General features: G+C 64.0%; 16 protein-coding genes. 6 read left to right on the forward strand and 10 right to left on the reverse strand.

Annotated elements, in window-relative coordinates:
• Window positions 1-68 precede the first annotated feature (68 nt).
• Window positions 69-398 carry a PilZ domain-containing protein gene (locus K3152_RS09835; protein ID WP_221573945.1) on the forward strand — a complete coding sequence of 110 codons (330 nt, stop codon included), beginning with the start codon at window positions 69-71 and terminating at the stop codon, window positions 396-398.
• Between the two features lie 203 nt (window positions 399-601).
• Here K3152_RS09835 and K3152_RS09840 read toward each other — a convergent pair whose 3' ends face one another.
• Together K3152_RS09840 and nadB are read right to left on the reverse strand one after the other, a co-directional pair.
• A complete protein-coding gene (locus K3152_RS09840; protein ID WP_221573946.1) occupies window positions 602-1,327 on the reverse strand; it encodes a hypothetical protein in 726 nt (241 codons plus the stop codon).
• Window positions 1,328-1,379: 52 nt separating this feature from the next.
• Window positions 1,380-2,963, reverse strand: a complete 1,584-nt coding sequence (nadB, locus tag K3152_RS09845; RefSeq protein WP_221573947.1) for an L-aspartate oxidase — start codon at window positions 2,961-2,963, stop codon at window positions 1,380-1,382.
• A 143-nt stretch (window positions 2,964-3,106) separates the two neighbouring features.
• Between nadB and K3152_RS09850 the strand changes: the two genes are divergently transcribed.
• On the forward strand, window positions 3,107-3,295 hold the full coding sequence (locus K3152_RS09850; protein ID WP_221573948.1) for a hypothetical protein: 189 nt from the start codon (window positions 3,107-3,109) through the stop codon (window positions 3,293-3,295).
• A gap of 24 nt (window positions 3,296-3,319) precedes the next feature.
• Here the strand turns inward: K3152_RS09850 and K3152_RS09855 are convergent, their stop codons facing one another.
• A complete protein-coding gene (locus K3152_RS09855; protein ID WP_221573949.1) occupies window positions 3,320-4,258 on the reverse strand; it encodes an ABC transporter ATP-binding protein in 939 nt (312 codons plus the stop codon).
• Between the two features lie 198 nt (window positions 4,259-4,456).
• Between K3152_RS09855 and K3152_RS09860 the strand changes: the two genes are divergently transcribed.
• The 4 genes from K3152_RS09860 (at window position 4,457) to K3152_RS09875 (ending at window position 7,261) form a co-directional block, all read left to right on the forward strand.
• Window positions 4,457-4,717, forward strand: a complete 261-nt coding sequence (locus tag K3152_RS09860) for a zinc-finger domain-containing protein (RefSeq protein ID WP_221573950.1) — start codon at window positions 4,457-4,459, stop codon at window positions 4,715-4,717.
• A gap of 55 nt (window positions 4,718-4,772) precedes the next feature.
• On the forward strand, window positions 4,773-6,209 hold the full coding sequence (gene tldD, locus K3152_RS09865; RefSeq protein ID WP_425594676.1) for a metalloprotease TldD: 1,437 nt from the start codon (window positions 4,773-4,775) through the stop codon (window positions 6,207-6,209).
• A gap of 74 nt (window positions 6,210-6,283) precedes the next feature.
• Complete coding sequence (locus K3152_RS09870) at window positions 6,284-6,700, forward strand: hypothetical protein (RefSeq protein ID WP_247713340.1); 417 nt, start codon at window positions 6,284-6,286, stop codon at window positions 6,698-6,700.
• A gap of 3 nt (window positions 6,701-6,703) precedes the next feature.
• A complete protein-coding gene (locus tag K3152_RS09875; RefSeq protein ID WP_221573952.1) occupies window positions 6,704-7,261 on the forward strand; it encodes a DUF924 family protein in 558 nt (185 codons plus the stop codon).
• On the opposite strand, the gene K3152_RS09880 is transcribed toward K3152_RS09875, so the two are convergent.
• From K3152_RS09880 to K3152_RS09910, 7 genes are all read right to left on the reverse strand, one after another.
• On the reverse strand, window positions 7,251-7,898 hold the full coding sequence (locus K3152_RS09880; protein WP_221573953.1) for an endonuclease III domain-containing protein: 648 nt from the start codon (window positions 7,896-7,898) through the stop codon (window positions 7,251-7,253). The genes K3152_RS09875 and K3152_RS09880 overlap by 11 nt on opposite strands.
• A 6-nt stretch (window positions 7,899-7,904) precedes the next feature.
• The gene (locus tag K3152_RS09885; RefSeq protein WP_345719794.1) at window positions 7,905-8,624 is read right to left on the reverse strand and encodes an endonuclease III domain-containing protein; all 720 of its coding nucleotides are present in this window, start codon (window positions 8,622-8,624) and stop codon (window positions 7,905-7,907) included.
• A 15-nt stretch (window positions 8,625-8,639) separates the two neighbouring features.
• A complete protein-coding gene (locus tag K3152_RS09890) occupies window positions 8,640-9,086 on the reverse strand; it encodes a CHRD domain-containing protein (protein WP_221573954.1) in 447 nt (148 codons plus the stop codon).
• A 57-nt stretch (window positions 9,087-9,143) separates the two neighbouring features.
• A complete protein-coding gene (locus tag K3152_RS09895) occupies window positions 9,144-9,998 on the reverse strand; it encodes a hypothetical protein (protein ID WP_221573955.1) in 855 nt (284 codons plus the stop codon).
• Between the two features lie 62 nt (window positions 9,999-10,060).
• Complete coding sequence (gene guaA, locus K3152_RS09900; protein ID WP_221573956.1) at window positions 10,061-11,635, reverse strand: glutamine-hydrolyzing GMP synthase; 1,575 nt, start codon at window positions 11,633-11,635, stop codon at window positions 10,061-10,063.
• A 563-nt stretch (window positions 11,636-12,198) separates the two neighbouring features.
• A complete protein-coding gene (locus tag K3152_RS09905; RefSeq protein ID WP_221573957.1) occupies window positions 12,199-13,752 on the reverse strand; it encodes a class I adenylate-forming enzyme family protein in 1,554 nt (517 codons plus the stop codon).
• Between the two features lie 35 nt (window positions 13,753-13,787).
• The gene (locus tag K3152_RS09910) at window positions 13,788-15,173 is read right to left on the reverse strand and encodes an L-serine ammonia-lyase (RefSeq protein ID WP_221573958.1); all 1,386 of its coding nucleotides are present in this window, start codon (window positions 15,171-15,173) and stop codon (window positions 13,788-13,790) included.
• Window positions 15,174-15,267: the final 94 nt, after the last annotated feature.

A 15,267-nucleotide genomic window follows, 5' to 3' on the forward strand; every position in this document is an offset into this window, starting at 1 on the left:
GTCGAAAGAATACAATTCAGGGGGCAGTAATAATTCCTATACTAATGAACGAGGGTGAGAGGGTCACCATGAGTATCGAACGCAGAAATACCGAACGCATGACCACGCGCGGCAGCGTGCGGTTCGAGCTGGGCGGTATTTCGCATTTCGGAACGATGCGCAATTTGTCGCAGGCCGGCTGCATGATTGAATCGCCCAACCTCGCTGCCGAAATCGGCGAGCGCTGCGAAGTGACGCTGCTCCCCGGCTATTCGGCCAGCGGGAGGGTCGCGTGGCAGTTGGGCGAGGCGGTCGGCATTTCCTTCCTCATCCCCGTGCCTTCGGCGCTCGTCAGCGAGCTTGCGATGGACGACTGGTCGATGCGCAGCGACAAGCGGCGCGGAGCGGCCAACGGCTGACCTCTTGCGCCGCCCAGGCCTCCACCATTTCGGAGGCGCTGCGTTTTTCCCTGTATAGCGACCCGTCCGCGCAGGCGGTGGCGGCATGAAGATCGTTCCAGCCTTCCGGCGGTACCGAGGTAAATCCGAAGGCAAGGCACACCGGCGCCCCAGTGGCCCTTCGCCTTCGGGTGCGGCCCTCCCTAGCGGGACGCTGCCGGTTGCTACGGCAAGAGCTGGATGAGCGAGTGTCCTTCCGCTCCGTCCCAGGCCGGACACGAGACGCGGATCGGCTGGTAGGCCTTCTCGCCGGGCGTTAACCAGAGCGGCCAGCCAAGCGAGGTGAAGGTGCATGTCGCTTCGCCTGCAAGTGTGCCCAGGAAGACGTCGCGGGTCGTCACCGGAGCCATCCTTCCGACATTCGCAACCTTGTTCGCCAGGGCCGCGACCGCGGCATCATGCCGCGCCTGTGCCTCCTCAGCGCGCAGGACGAAGCGCCGGTCGGGCTGATATTCTACCGAAATGATGCCGTCAGACACACTCGCTGCGGGAGCCTCGCTATCGAATCTGCCCGGACTGCCCGCGAGCGTCGCTCCGCCGTGCTCGGCGAGGATGGCGTAGGGATTGACCGCCTCTTCGGGCACGTCGCTGGTCACCTTCCAGACTTCGCCGCCTGTTTCCTCGACCCATTCGCTGTGGCGCTCGACGGCATGGACGGGCCAGAACGTCTCCTCGCCGCTCGCCGCATCGATGGCGACAAGCCATGTCTCCGACCTTTGCGCGGTGTGAAGCCCAAGATTGTCGCTCGTGTGCCGGAGGACGAAGAGCGTCTCGCCGCTCACTCCGAATGGCGTGTCGATGATGACGACGTGGTCGGGCGGTGTCGCCTGCGCGGGCGCAGCAACACCAAGTACCCATGCGCCCACTGCCAGTGCAGACTTGCGAAACATCGAAATCATCCTCCCGCGATTTGACCGTGGAAGATGTTATCGCCCGGCAGCTTTACGGAACCAGAACGGTGTCGCGTGCGACGCTGTCGGTCTCGGGATAGTCGAGGATGAAGTGCAGCCCGCGGCTCTCGTGCCGCTTCAAGGCGCTCTTCACGATGAGGTCGGCGCATTCCAGTAGGTTGCGCAGTTCGATGAGGTCGGTGGTCACGCGGAAGTGGCCGTAATAATCCTCCACCTCCTCGCGCAGCATGCGGATGCGGTGGGCGGCGCGTTCGAGCCGCTTGGTGGTGCGCACGATCCCAACGTAGTTCCACATGAAGCGGCGGATTTCGGTCCAGTTCTGCTTGATGACCACTTCCTCGTCGGAATCGGTCACGCGGCTTTCGTCCCACGGCAGGATTTCGGGCGGGTCGTCGAGCTTGTCCCAGCATTCGAGGATGTCCTTCGCCGCCGCCTCGCCGAAGACGAAGCATTCGAGAAGGGAATTGGACGCAAGGCGGTTGGCGCCGTGCAACCCGCTTTCGGTGCATTCGCCTGCTGCCCACAGGCCGGGCAGGTCGGTCTTGGCGTCGAGCCCGATTTTCACGCCGCCGCAGGTATAGTGTTGCGCGGGCACGACGGGGATCGGCCCCTTGGTCATGTCGATGCCGAGGCCCATCAGCTTTTCGTGAATGGTCGGGAAATGCTCCATCACGAATTCGGGGGCCAAGTGGCTGATGTCCAAGTGGACATAGTCGAGCCCGTAGCGCTTGATCTGGTCGTCATTGGCGCGCGCCACGATGTCGCGCGGGGCCAGCTCCATGCGCTCTGGGTCGTATTTCTCCATGTAGCGCTCGCCCGTCACCGGATTGAACAAGCGCCCGCCCTCGCCGCGCACGGCCTCGGTGATGAGGAAGTTCTTGACCTCGAGGTTGTAGAGGCAGGTCGGGTGGAACTGCATCATTTCCATGTTGGAGACGCGCGCGCCCGCCCGCCACGCCATGGCAATCCCGTCGCCGGTCGCGCCGCGCGGCGCGGTGGAGAAGAGGTAGACGCGGCCCGCCCCGCCCGCAGCGAGCACGGTCGCCCGCGCGACATGGGTCACGACCTCGCCCGTCTCCTCGTCGAGCGCATAGGCGCCCCAGACGCGGCCCGAGCCTGAAAATTCCTTCTGGTTGCGCCCGGTGATCAGGTCGATACAGCTCTGGTGCGGCAGCAGCGTGATGTTCGGATTTTCCTCCGCTGCCTTGAGCAAGGCGGCCTGCACCGCCCAGCCGGTTGCGTCGTTCACATGGACGATGCGGCGGTGCGAATGGCCGCCCTCGCGGGTGAGGTGGAGGTCGCCTTCCTCGCGGTTGAAGGGCACGCCGAGCTCGCACAGCCGGTCGATGGCGGCGGGTGCCCGTTCGATGACGAACTCGACCGTCTCGAGGTCGTTGAGGCCGCCGCCCGCCACCATCGTGTCGCGGATGTGGTTCTCGAACGTGTCGCCCGCGTCGAGCACGGCGGCAATCCCGCCCTGCGCCCATGCGGTCGAGCCGCTGTCCAGCTTGCCCTTGGCCAGCACCAGAACCTTCTTGCTCTGCGCCAGTTCGAGCGCGGCGGTGAGACCGGCTGCACCCGAGCCGATAACGAGGACATCATGCGTTTCGCTCATGGCCGCACTCATGGCCATCCAATCGCATCGCGGCAAGCAGAGAACGATTCGCCGATAATAAGGTTAAAATGTGACAAGGCCGCGATATGCATGAATCGACAGGGAAACGTGGGGGCGCACGGGATCTTGGAGGGTCGCAAACAATGAAAATGGGTATGCTCGCCTGCGCGTTCGGGCGTCATAAGGTCGATCACACGAATATGCGCAAGGCCGGTGGCTCGCATGTCGGCAAGTGTCGCTGCTGCAAAACGCCGATGGAAGAAATCGAGCCGTTCGTATGGGACGTTCTGCGCGTCAAGGACGCAGGGCTCGGACCGGGCACCTTCGGCTGATCAGGCCGGAATGAAGGGCGCGGCTCAGCCCGCGCCCGTCAACTGCACGAAGACATCTTCAAGGTCTGCCTCGCGGGTGGTGACATCCTCGATTGCATAGCCGTGTGACTGCACCAGAGCGAGCACCTGGCCCGCGCTGGCCTTGTCGCGGTCATAGGTGATGTCGAGGCGGCGCTCGTTCACGACCTCCGCCTTCAGGAAGGCCTCTTCCATGATCGGGCCGCCCAGGTCCTTGTCGACGCTGACCGAGACGATTTTCTCGCGCGCCATGCCGACCAGTTCCTTGGTCGGCTTGTTGGCGATGAGTTCGCCATGGTTGATGATGGCGATGCGGTCGCACAATTGCTCGGCTTCTTCGAGATAGTGCGTGGTCAGTACCACCGTCACGCCTTCCGAGTTCAGCTCCTGTACCAGTTCCCAAAGCTGGCGGCGTAGCTCCACGTCCACGCCAGCCGTCGGCTCGTCGAGCACGAGGATGGGCGGCGAATGCACCATCGCCTTGGCAATCAGCAGGCGGCGCTTCATCCCGCCCGAAAGCGTGCGCGCATAGGCATCGCGCTTGTCGGACAGGTGGACGGCGGCGAGCAAATCCTTGCTGCGGCGGTCCTTCTTGCCGATGCCGTAGAACCCGCCCTGGTTCTCCAGCACCTCGAAGGGCGTGAAGAAGGGGTCGAAGACGATTTCCTGCGGCACGATGCCGATCGAGCGCTTGGCGTTGCGCGGGTTGTCGTCGATGTCGAAGCCCCAGATTTCCGCCGAGCCGCTGGTCTTGCGGACCAGCCCTGCAAGAATGTTGATGAGCGTCGACTTGCCCGCGCCATTGGGACCGAGGAGGCCGAACACCCCGCCCTGCGGCACGTCGAAACTGACGCCCTTCAGCGCCAGCTTGGGCGGCTCCCCCGGTCCGGGCGAGGCATATTCCTTGACGAGATTGTCGATGCGGATGGCAGGAGGCGTGGTCATACGCAGCCACTTGGCCTCTTAAGGCATCGCTATCAAGCGCAAGTTCCGGGCCGGGGGCGGCCCGGCAAGGGCGACCGCCCGCCCGCAGCGGGTGCGGCTTGCCGCACGTCTAGCGAGGACGAACCGACGGAGGTCGGTTCGAAAAACAAGAACGCCACCGCTTGAGCCGTTCGGCAAAACCCATTATCGGCGCGTTCCATGAGTCTGCCTCCTCCCGAAGTGTCCAAGGTCACCACGCGCAGCGTGTGGTGCGACGGTGCAACCGACATCCGCAGCGGCGAGCGTTACAAGCCTGCTGCCCTCGGCCATCCCAAGGTCTATCTCAAGATCGACGAGCACGGCTATGTCGATTGCGGCTATTGCGACCGCCGCTTCATCCTCGAAGGCGGCCCGGCGGACGGCGTCGACCAGCGCGAATTGATGGACATTTCCGAAGGCGGCGACCCCGGCCATCGATAAAGGCCGCCGGCCACACCGCCGGTAAGCCCTCGCCTTTGGGCGCATGCCTCCCTACATGGATGGCATGACCCTTACGGCTACCGACCCGCTCGCCCTCGTTTACGGCAACAAGCTTAGCCCCGAAGAAGCGCAGGCGCTCACCCGCAAGTTGCTCGCGCCCTGCGACGATGGCGAACTCTACCTCCAGTTCATTGCTTCCGAAGCCTTCGGGTTCGACGACGGACGGCTGAAGACCGCCGATTACAGCCGCGATTCGGGCTTTGGCCTGCGCGGCGTATCGGGCGAAACCACCGGCTTCGCGCACGCCAACGACGTCAGCCCCGCCGCCATCCAGCGCGCCGGCGAGACGCTGAAGCTGCTCGACGCGACGACCAGCCCGCTCGCCGCTCCGCCCGAGCGCACCAACCGCCACCTCTACACCGACGCCTGCCCGCTCGACCTCGTGCCGTTCGAGGAAAAGGTCGCGCTGCTCGAGAAAATCGACGCGGTGGCGCGCGCCAAGGACCCGCGCGTCGCGCAGGTTTCGGCCAGCCTCTTGGCGAACTGGAGCGTGGTCGAGATCATCCGGCCCGACGGCTACACCGCGCGCGACATCCGCCCGCTGGTACGCCTCAACATCCAGGTCGTCGCCGAGCAGAACGGCCGCCGCGAGACCGGTTTCTACGGCATGGGCGGACGCTATCTCTATGACCGCCTGTTCGACGAGGGCGCATGGATGAACGGCATCGACGAAGCCGTGCGGCAGGCGATGGTCAATCTCGACAGCGTGGCCGCGCCCGCAGGCGAACAGACTGTCCTCCTCGGCCCCGGCTGGCCCGGCGTATTGTTGCACGAGGCCGTCGGCCACGGTCTCGAAGGCGATTTCAATCGCAAGGGCACCTCTGCCTTCTCGGGCCGCATCGGCGAGCGCGTGGCAGCCCCCGGCGTCACCGTGGTCGATGACGGCAGCATGGCCGAGCGCCGCGGTTCGCTCTCCATCGACGACGAGGGCACCCCAACCCGCGAGACCGTGCTCATCGAAGACGGTATCCTCAGGGGCTACATGCAGGACCGCCTCAATGCGCGTCTGATGGGCGTGGAAGCGACCGGCAATGGCCGCCGCGAAAGCTACCAGCATGCGCCCATGCCGCGCATGACCAACACCTTCATGCGCAGCGGCAATGACGACCCCGAAGAACTGCTGAGCCGTGTCGACGACGGCATCTACGCCACCAGCTTCGGCGGCGGGCAGGTCGACATCACCAGCGGCAAGTTCGTCTTCGCCTGTACCGAGGCCTACAAGGTCGAGAAGGGCAAGATCGTCCATCCCATCAAGGGCGCGACCCTCATCGGCGACGGCCCCAGCGTGCTCACCCGCGTGACCGGCATCGGCAACGACATGGCATTGGACGAAGGTATCGGCATCTGCGGCAAGGGCGGCCAGAGCGTGCCCGCCGGCGTAGGCCAGCCGACGCTGCTTATCGACGGCATCACCGTGGGCGGCACTGGCTAAGGGCAGAAACGCCCGCTCAGCGTGCATTCACCCGGCGTTTGATATATGTTCTCATATACATGAGGAGACTCGCCATGCTCAAACGCCTCTCGCTTGCCACCGCCGCTCTCGGCCTGCTCGCTGCACCTGCCCTCCAGGCAGAGGATGAGGTCGAAATGACCCGCGGTGAAGCCGAGCTGCAGGAAATGCTCGAAGGCCGTATCGCGGGCGAACCGGAACGCTGCATTCGCACCACACGGTCACGCTCGCTGACCAAGATCGACGATACCGCGCTGGTCTACAGGAGCGGTGACACAATTTGGGTGAACCGCACTCGCAACCCCAATGCCATCGACGACAATGATTATCTCGTGATCCGCAAGTTCAGCGGCAACTCGCTGTGCCGCAGCGATCAGATCACTACCTACAGCCGCGCGGGCAATTTCTACTCGGGCTTCATCGTGCTCGATGATTTCGTGCCTTACCGCATGGGCGATGCCGACGCGTCCTGAGGCATGAGTTTGCCTGATCGGGATAAGGATATTTTCCAAGAGCTGCTGAGCCTCTGGTTCGATGAAGTCGACCCGGACCACTGGTACAATTCCACTCCCGAGATCGATGCCATGCTGCGCGAACGCTTTGACGAGGCGCTGGAACGCGAAGGCAAGCGCGATGCAGAAGACTTCCTCGGCGACCCCGAAACTGCGCTCGCCGCGGCAATCCTGTTCGACCAGATACCGCGCAATATTCATCGCGGCACACGACTGGCGTATGCCTGGGACGAAAAAGCGCAGGCAATCGCGCGAGGAATGCTGCTCGAAGGCTGGACCCAAGCGATGGAACCTGCCCGTGCACAATTCGCGCTGATGCCGCTGATGCATTCGGAATGGCTGGCGGACCAGAACGAGTCGGTCCTGAGGTTCGGACAACTCGTCCCCGATGCGCTGGATTATGCGCGCAAGCACCGCGAGGCGATTGTCCGCTTCGGCTGTTTCCCTCACCGCAAGAAGGTGCTGGGCCTCGAGATCACTCCGCAGCAGCAGGAAGCCATCGACGCCGGGCTCAAGTGGTAGCGGCGTAATATTCGCACAAATGATTGACCGGACACACTGCGCATTTCGGGCTGCGCGCGGTGCAGACGCGCTTGCCGAACTGGATGAGCCAGAAATGCCCGTCGCGCATCGCCCATTGGGGTGATCGGTCTTCCAGTTGCTCGGCGGTCCTGTCAGCGGTCTTCGCCTGCGTCAGCCCGATGCGATTGCAGACACGGTGGACATGCGTGTCGACGGCAATCACGTCTTTCCCGAAAGTGAAGCTGAGCACGATATCGGCGCATTTTCGCCCGATGCCGGGCAGGCCCATCAACCCTTCGCGCGTGCCCGGCACCACGCCCCCGTGCTCCGCCAGCAAAGCTTCGCAGAAACGGCGGATAGAACGCGTCTTGTTGTTGTAGAGCCCGCACGGCTTTATCGCCGCCGCAATATCGCGGTCATCGAGTTCGAGCATCTCTTCGGGCGTCGTCGCCATCGCAAAGAGCGCGCGCGCAGCCTTGGCCGTATTGCGGTCGAGCGACTGCGCCGACAACATGCAGGAAATGCACGAGCGGAAAGCGTCCGGCTGCCCCTTCGGCCCCTTGGCCCCGCGGGTACGCCCCGGCATCGCGCGCGCGAGAATACGGTATGCTTCCTCGACCTGTGCTTCGTCCAGCATGGAGGCTCAGCCCTGCCCGACCCGCTCGGCACCCGTCTTGCACAGCGACAGCGCAAGGCAGTTCGCGCAGTCGGGCGCAGCGGGCCTGCAAAAGGTCTGGCCGAGCTTCTTCATCAGCAGGTGGTGTTCGTCGAAATCCGCACCGGTCCATTCTTCGGGCATGACCGGCATGATGGCCTCGAAAGCGCGGTCGGTACTGGCCTTTGGCGGCACCAGCCCCATGCGTTGGAGGATACGCGTGTGGTGCCCGTCGAGGACGATGGCGCGGCGGTCGAGCGTGCTCGCATTCATCACCCCTGCGGCAATCTTGCGCCCGGTGCCGGGTAGCTGCTCGAGCCAGCGCATGGCGGGCAGCGTTTCCATCTCCGCCAAATGCGAGAGGTCGACTGACCCGCGCCGCTCAATGAGTGCGGTAAGGCTCGCCTTCAGCCGCTCGGCGGCGATGTTGGGATAGGTCTGGGTGGCGAGCTCCGCCTGCAACTCCTCCAGCGGAGCCTCGGCCACGCCTTCCCAGCTGCCATAGCGTTTGAGCAGCCGATCGGTCGCCGCATTCGAGACTTCGGACTTGGTCCGCGCGCCGATGACGCCCTGCACCAACACCCACTCGGGCCGCCGCCATTCGGTCGCTGCGCGCTCGATACGTCCGAAGCGCTGTACCAAAAGCGCCTGCATGCGCCGCAGCGCCTCGGCGCGCGGGTCAGGTCCCAAGTCGAACTGGTCGCTCACCCGCAGTGCGCCTCCTTACGGACGAAGCTGTCCGCGGATAGCGCCTGCCTTGTATTCGACCGTGTGGACGTTGACGTAATAGTTCTGCAGCCCCTCGTCGAAGGCTTGCTGCACCCAACCGGTCTCGGTGGAACAGCCGCGCCAGCCGCCTTCCGTGGCCTGCTTCAGGGCAAGGACGACCGGGCCATCGACACCGGCTGCGCCGCGATGGATATGCACGCCGGTGATTGGTCCGAGGCCCTCGAGGTCGTTGAGGTCCCAGCATACGCGGGTGAGTTCGTCGGCGAAGCTGATGTCGGCCGTGCCGGACCCGTCGGGGTCGCCGGGATGCACTTCATTCGCACCCGAAAGTTCTGCCGTATAGGTCGAGGAGATGGCTTCGGTGTAGGTCTGCTGCATGGTTTCGCACCCGGCGAGGGCAACGGTGGCAGTGGCGGCAAGCGCTAGTGTCGAGATTTTCATGGCGGTCCCTTCCTGGTCAGCTATCAGGTCTCGAACGGACCGCCGGGGCCGACGTTCCTAGTCGTTGGACGCGAACCGTTCGACGAAATCACCCACGCCCGCCATGTCGTCGAAGCCGAAGATATAGGCGATTTCGACGGTGTCGGAGAAGTCGAGGCCTCCGGCTGCGACAGCGGGATTCACATAGGCGGCCTTGGGGTTGTGGAAGTCGGACAGGCGCTTCGCCTCGGCCCAGACGGGGCCGACCACGGGGTCGTTCAGCAGCGCGCCCCAATGCGAGCCGTCTTTAGTGTTGAAAGCGGGCGAGCCGTTGTCGGGGAAGTTGCCGTCCTGGATACGGTGATAGCGCGTGTTGTAGACCACCGTCTGCATCGCGTCCTTGGAGGACATGCTCTCGTTCCAGTAGCTGTGCTGGACGACATGGACGCTGGTCCACATCTCCTTGGGCAGTTTCTCGACCGCAGCCGCCGTCACATCCGACTGTCCCGCCTCGGCCACCCACACGCGGCCCCCTTCGGCAATAGTCGCCTGCATCCTCGCGGCAAGTGTATCGATGGTCTTGCCCCGCTGGAGATGCGCGTCGAGCCAATTGTCGCCGAACGCAAGGTTGAACAGTTCCGGCGCGACGAGATATTCGCCGCCCTGCGAGCCATAGGCGCCCGAAGTCGCGACATAATCGACGCAGGCGAAGTCGGGATGCTTGAGCACCGAACCAAGCCCGGCAACCGCCTGCAAATCGTCAACATCGGGCTTGCTGTCGTAATTCGCCACCAGCAGGTCGCGCGAAGTGTCGAACAGGCCGATGGTGCCGCCGCTGTCACAGGCATTCGCAATTCTGCCATCCGGCGTGGTGGAGCAGGCCGCGAGGGCAAGGGTGGCCGCCGTGGCAGCCAAGAGCTTGGAACGGGTCATTCGGGTCTCCCTTTCGGAGGAACAATGCCCCGCTGCGCCAGTGGGTCCCCGAGGGTGCGACCCTATTCCCACTCGATCGTGCCGGGCGGCTTCGACGTGTAGTCGTAGACCACGCGGTTGATGCCTTTGACCTCGTTGATGATGCGCGTCGCTACGCGGCTCAAAAAGGCGGCGTCGAAGGGATAGATGTCGGCGGTCATGCCGTCGGTGCTGGTCACGGCACGCAGGGCGCAGACGCTGTCATAGGTGCGCCCGTCGCCCATCACGCCGACGGTCTTGACCGGTAGCAGCACGGCGAAGGCCTGCCAGATGGCATCGTAGAGCCCTGCGTTGCGGATTTCTTCCAAGTAGATGGCGTCGGCCTTGCGCAGGATGTCGCACCGTTCCTTGGTGACCTCGCCCGGGATGCGGATGGCGAGGCCGGGTCCGGGGAAAGGATGACGGCCGACGAAGACATCGGGCAGGCCAAGCTCGCGGCCCAAGTCGCGCACTTCGTCTTTGAACAGTTCGCGCAAGGGCTCGACCAGTTCCATGTTCATGCGTTCGGGCAGGCCGCCGACATTGTGGTGGCTCTTGATGGTGACCGAAGGCCCGCCGGTGAAGCTGACGCTTTCGATGACGTCGGGATAGAGCGTGCCCTGCGCAAGGAAATCCGCGCCGCCGATCTTCTTCGCCTCGGCCTCGAACAGGTCGATGAAGGCGCCGCCGATGAACTTGCGTTTCTTTTCAGGGTCGGTCTGGCCTTCGAGGCCGCCGAGGAACATTTCTTCGGCGTTCACATGGACCAGCGGGATATTGTAATGGTCGCGGAACAGGGTGACGACCTGTTCGGCCTCGTTCATGCGCATGAGGCCGTGGTCGACGAAAACGCAGGTCAGCTGGTCGCCGATGGCTTCGTGGATGAGGACCGCCGCAACCGCGGAATCGACACCGCCCGACAGGCCGCAGATGACCTTGCCGTCACCCACCTGCGCGCGGATTTCCTCGATCTTGGTCTTGCGGAATTCGGCCATGGTCCAGTCGCCCTTGAGGCCGCAGACATGGCGCACGAAATTGGCGAGCAGCTTGCCGCCGTCGGGCGTATGGACCACCTCGGGGTGGAACTGCGTGCCGTAGTAGCGCCGCTCGTCATCGGCGATGAGCGCGAAGGGCGCGCCCGGGCTGGTGGCGACGATGCGGAAGCCGTCGGCGATGCGGGTAACCTTGTCGCCGTGGCTCATCCACACCTGGTGCGTTTCGCCCGGCTGCCACAGACCGTCGAACAGCACGCATTCCTCGGTCACTTCGCAAAACGCGCGGCCGAACTCTCCGCCTTCACCGGTTTCATGACCGGGGCGAACCTCGCCGCCCAGCTGCTCGGTCATGACCTGCTGGCCGTAGCAGATGCCGAGGATAGGGACCTTGCTTTCGAAGATGACTTCCGGCGCTCGCGGACTGTCACGGTCGGGCACGCTGGCGGGGCTGCCCGAGAGGATGACGCCCTTTGGCTTCATCCGGTGGAAGGCCTCTTCGGCCTGCGTGAAGGGCGCGATTTCGGAATAGACCCCCGCCTCGCGCACGCGGCGTGCGATGAGCTGGGTGACCTGGCTGCCGAAGTCGACGATGAGGATGGAATCGGGGAGGTGAGCGCTGTCCATGCGCGGCGGTTAGTTTGCCGCCCCCGCGCTGTCCAGTGAGGGGTGAGCAAGGCGCAACACCACCATTGCGCAAAACGCAACACACCCTGATGTTTTCTCACTTTAGTTCACAGCGCAGCAACATTATTACGCCCCTCACAGCCGGAGCGGTGACGTCCCCCAAATAGCGTCCCGAACGGCACAGAGATGGCGACAGTCCCTTCCCCAAGATTACTGTCGTCGCCTTCCTCTCGATAAGCGAGCCGGTCCCCTGACTGCTCGCAACTCCTAGTGCGAGTGCCGCTTTTCGAGAGGCGATATGGCAGCGAGTAGAGACGCGGCCGCCCACACAACTCCTCTCCCCCTCCCCAACGTGTCGGCGCCGCGTCTCGAACTCACGCCATCCCTGCGCGTAACTTTCGCAAAGCTGCGCGCGCATTGTCTTGCGCCAGAACAAAAGGAACAAACGCCATGACCACTATTGTGACCCGCTTCGCTGTGCTGATTTTTGCAACCGGCCTGTCGAGCATGATTCTTTCGCCCGTACTGGTCTGAGCCAGCGGGCACAGATGCCGGACTGAGGGTCAGCCCTCGTCCGGCTTCCATAGCCGCGCAGCCCTTTTGCGAAGTTCGCTCTTGAGCAGCTTCCCGATATGGCTGCGCGGCATTTCCTTTATGGGATAAAGCGCGGCCAGCCGCTGCGTCTTGCCGAGCCGCGCATTGACTCGCTCGCGCACCGCCTCTGCATGGAGCACGCCGTCTGCCAGCGTGACAAAACCGACCGGCGTTTCGCCCCATTGGCGCGAGGGTACGCCGATGACCGCGGCATCGAGCACCTCGTCCTCCTGCATCAGCGCGTTTTCGAGATCGACGGGATAGATGTTGAACCCGCCCGAGATGATCATGTCCTTGGCGCGGCCGACCAGTTCGACAAAACCTTCCGCATCGACGCGCCCGATGTCGCCCATGCGCTGCCACACCTCGCCCGTCTCGGGGTCGGTCCAATAGCCTTCCCGCGTCTGCTCGGGGCGGTTCTTGTAGCCGCTCATCATGGTTTGGCTGCGGCCGACGAGATTGCCCGGCGTGCCCGGCGGCACTTCCTTGTCCTCATCGTCGAGCACCTTGAGTTCGCTGCCCGGCGCCGGCCTGCCGACGGTGTGCAGCTTGTCCGGAAACTTGTGCGCTTCGAGAAGACAGACGACCCCGCCTTCGGTCATCGAATAGATTTCGATGAGCGCGCCCGGCATCCGCTCCAGCACCTCTCGCTTCAGTTCGGCAGAGAAAGGCGCGGAAGTGCAGTATTTCAGCTGCAATGAGGACAGGTCGAAACTGTCCAGATGCGCATTGTCCATCAGCCGCTGGTACTGGACCGGCACCAGCATGGTGATGGTGCTGCGGTCCTCCTGAACGTGGCGCATCCAGTGCATGGAATCGAACTTGCCCATCACGCGCACCGTGCCGCCTGCCAGCAGCGCGGGCAGGAAGGCGACCATGGTGGTGTTCGAATAGAGCGGCGTGGAAGCAAGGCTGCGCACTTCGAGACCGTTCTCAAGCCAGCTTGCCGCCGTCGCCGCGAATTGCCGCCAGCGCATCTGGTGGGGGTGGACGATGCCCTTGGGCGTGCCGGTGGTGCCGCTTGAATAGATGATATTGAACGGATCCGAGGGCTGGTGGTCGACGGGCGGTGCCTTGGTCCCCTCCGGCGCCATCCACTGGTTCAGTTCCTCGTCGAGCACGATGCATCGCATGATTCGAGAGAACATGGTCCCGAGTTCGGTCATCTTCGCGCGGTCGATGAAGATATGTGTCGCACCCGAATCTTGCGCCATGCCTTCGAGTTGCGCAGCACTCGCACTGGTGGTGAGCGGCGCTGCAACCCCGCCCGCACGCACCGCGGCGAGGAAGACCAGCGCATAGTTGACGCTCGAAAGCCCGAGGATGGCGACCGACTGGCCGCGTTGCAGCCCTTCGTCGAGGAGCTTCGCGGCGATGCGCTCGACCCGGTCGCCAAGCTCTGCCCAACTGAGGTCGCCCTTTTCGTCCCTCAGCGCGGGTTTATCGCCCAGCGCTTCGGCATTGGCGGATATGATGTCGCTGAAGTTGCCGAATGGTTCGGCCAGTGGCTGATTCTCTCCCATGCGCTCACCCTAGGGGGACGGCGGCATGTGTCGAGTCAGCATTCGATGACGTTCACCGCGAGCCCGCCCTGGCTCGTTTCCTTGTACTTGTTGCTCATGTCGAGGCCGGTCTGGCGCATGGTCTCGATGACCTGGTCGAGACTGACCAGGCTTTCCGCGCCGGTGCGATGAAGCGCGAGGCGCGCGGCGTTGACTGCCTTCACCGCACCGATGGCATTGCGCTCGATGCACGGCACCTGCACCAGCCCGCCAACCGGATCGCAGGTGAGGCCGAGATTGTGCTCCATCCCGATTTCGGCCGCACTGGCGACTTGCGGAGGTGAGGCGCCCCAAAGCGCCGCAAGGCCCCCAGCGGCCATTGAGCAGGCCACCCCCACTTCACCCTGGCAGCCCATTTCCGCGCCCGAAATGCTCGCGCGCTGCTTGTAGAGGAGGCCGATGGCGCCCGCAGTCAGCAGGAACTTGCGGCGGCTGTCCCGGCAGGGGCTCTCGCCCGCCGTCACGCAATAGAAGCGAATGACTGCAGGGATGATACCTGCCGCGCCATTGGTCGGTGCGGTGACCACGCGGCCACCGGCGGCATTCTCCTCGTTCACCGCCATGGCGTAGCAATTGAGCCAGTCGAACAATTGCTCGCGCTCGTTCGATTGCGGGTTGGCGGAAAGCTTGTCCCACAGGTCCGGCGCGCGCCGCTCGACCTTGAGGCCGCCCGGCAGGATGCCGCGCTGGGTGAGACCACGCTCGATGCATTGGTCCATCGCGCGGGCCACGCGGTCGATGCCTTCGAGCGTTTCCTCGCGCGGGCGGAAAGCGTCCTCATTGGCGAGTACGAGTTCGTGGATGGGAAGACCGGTAGCCTCGCAAGCCGCCAGCAATTCCGCCGCCGAGCCGAAGTCGTGTGGAACTTGCGTGCCCGTATTGATGCGGTCGTCCTTGGGCTTGCGCTTCAACTGGGCTTCGGAGGCCACGAAGCCGCCACCGGTCGAATAATAGGTCCGCTCCGCCAGCACCGCGCCGCCCTCGTCCAAAGCGGTGAGCTTCATGCCGTTGGGATGGAGGTCGGGAATGATATGACCGGCTAGGTCGATGTCGCCCGCCGGATCGAAGGCTACCTCTTGCTTTCCGCAAAGGTCGAGCCGCTTCGTCTCTCGCAATTCCGCGAGCGCCCGGGCCGCCTCGTCGGGGCAGGTCCTGTCTGGCGCGAAGCCCATCAGGCCGAGCATGGTGGCATCCACCGTCCCGTGCCCCACCCCTGTCAGCGCCAGCGAACCCTGCAATTCCACCGCCACCCGCGCGGTCTTCTCCAGCTTCCCTGCCTTGTCGAGCGTGCGCACGAATGTGCGCGCAATCCGCATCGGACCGACAGTGTGCGAGGAGGAGGGACCAATCCCGATACGGAAGATGTCGAGCACCGAAAGCATGGCGCATGGATGCGCTTCCCGCGCCCGTAAATCAACCGGTTTCAGATGAAACTTGTCGCGCTTTTGCCTGTGGGTAAAATGCGGCCAAATCCTT

This window comes from Qipengyuania polymorpha (assembly GCF_019711435.1).
In the GTDB taxonomy this organism is placed as follows: domain Bacteria; phylum Pseudomonadota; class Alphaproteobacteria; order Sphingomonadales; family Sphingomonadaceae; genus Qipengyuania; species Qipengyuania polymorpha.

What these genes read in the sequence shown, in the direction of transcription:
- tldD (WP_425594676.1), top strand. Translation starts at nt 4,773, where the DNA reads ATGGATGGCATGACCCTTACGGCTACCGACCCGCTCGCCCTCGTTTAC.
- K3152_RS09850 (WP_221573948.1), top strand. Translation starts at nt 3,107, where the DNA reads ATGAAAATGGGTATGCTCGCCTGCGCGTTCGGGCGTCATAAGGTCGAT.
- K3152_RS09860 (WP_221573950.1), top strand. Translation starts at nt 4,457, where the DNA reads ATGAGTCTGCCTCCTCCCGAAGTGTCCAAGGTCACCACGCGCAGCGTG.
- K3152_RS09890 (WP_221573954.1), bottom strand. Translation starts at nt 9,086, where the DNA reads ATGAAAATCTCGACACTAGCGCTTGCCGCCACTGCCACCGTTGCCCTC.
- nadB (WP_221573947.1), bottom strand. Translation starts at nt 2,963, where the DNA reads ATGAGCGAAACGCATGATGTCCTCGTTATCGGCTCGGGTGCAGCCGGT.
- K3152_RS09910 (WP_221573958.1), bottom strand. Translation starts at nt 15,173, where the DNA reads ATGCTTTCGGTGCTCGACATCTTCCGTATCGGGATTGGTCCCTCCTCC.
- K3152_RS09905 (WP_221573957.1), bottom strand. Translation starts at nt 13,752, where the DNA reads ATGGGAGAGAATCAGCCACTGGCCGAACCATTCGGCAACTTCAGCGAC.
- K3152_RS09875 (WP_221573952.1), top strand. Translation starts at nt 6,704, where the DNA reads ATGAGTTTGCCTGATCGGGATAAGGATATTTTCCAAGAGCTGCTGAGC.
- K3152_RS09855 (WP_221573949.1), bottom strand. Translation starts at nt 4,258, where the DNA reads ATGACCACGCCTCCTGCCATCCGCATCGACAATCTCGTCAAGGAATAT.
- K3152_RS09895 (WP_221573955.1), bottom strand. Translation starts at nt 9,998, where the DNA reads ATGACCCGTTCCAAGCTCTTGGCTGCCACGGCGGCCACCCTTGCCCTC.
- K3152_RS09870 (WP_247713340.1), top strand. Translation starts at nt 6,284, where the DNA reads ATGCTCAAACGCCTCTCGCTTGCCACCGCCGCTCTCGGCCTGCTCGCT.
- guaA (WP_221573956.1), bottom strand. Translation starts at nt 11,635, where the DNA reads ATGGACAGCGCTCACCTCCCCGATTCCATCCTCATCGTCGACTTCGGC.
- K3152_RS09835 (WP_221573945.1), top strand. Translation starts at nt 69, where the DNA reads ATGAGTATCGAACGCAGAAATACCGAACGCATGACCACGCGCGGCAGC.
- K3152_RS09840 (WP_221573946.1), bottom strand. Translation starts at nt 1,327, where the DNA reads ATGTTTCGCAAGTCTGCACTGGCAGTGGGCGCATGGGTACTTGGTGTT.
- K3152_RS09880 (WP_221573953.1), bottom strand. Translation starts at nt 7,898, where the DNA reads ATGCTGGACGAAGCACAGGTCGAGGAAGCATACCGTATTCTCGCGCGC.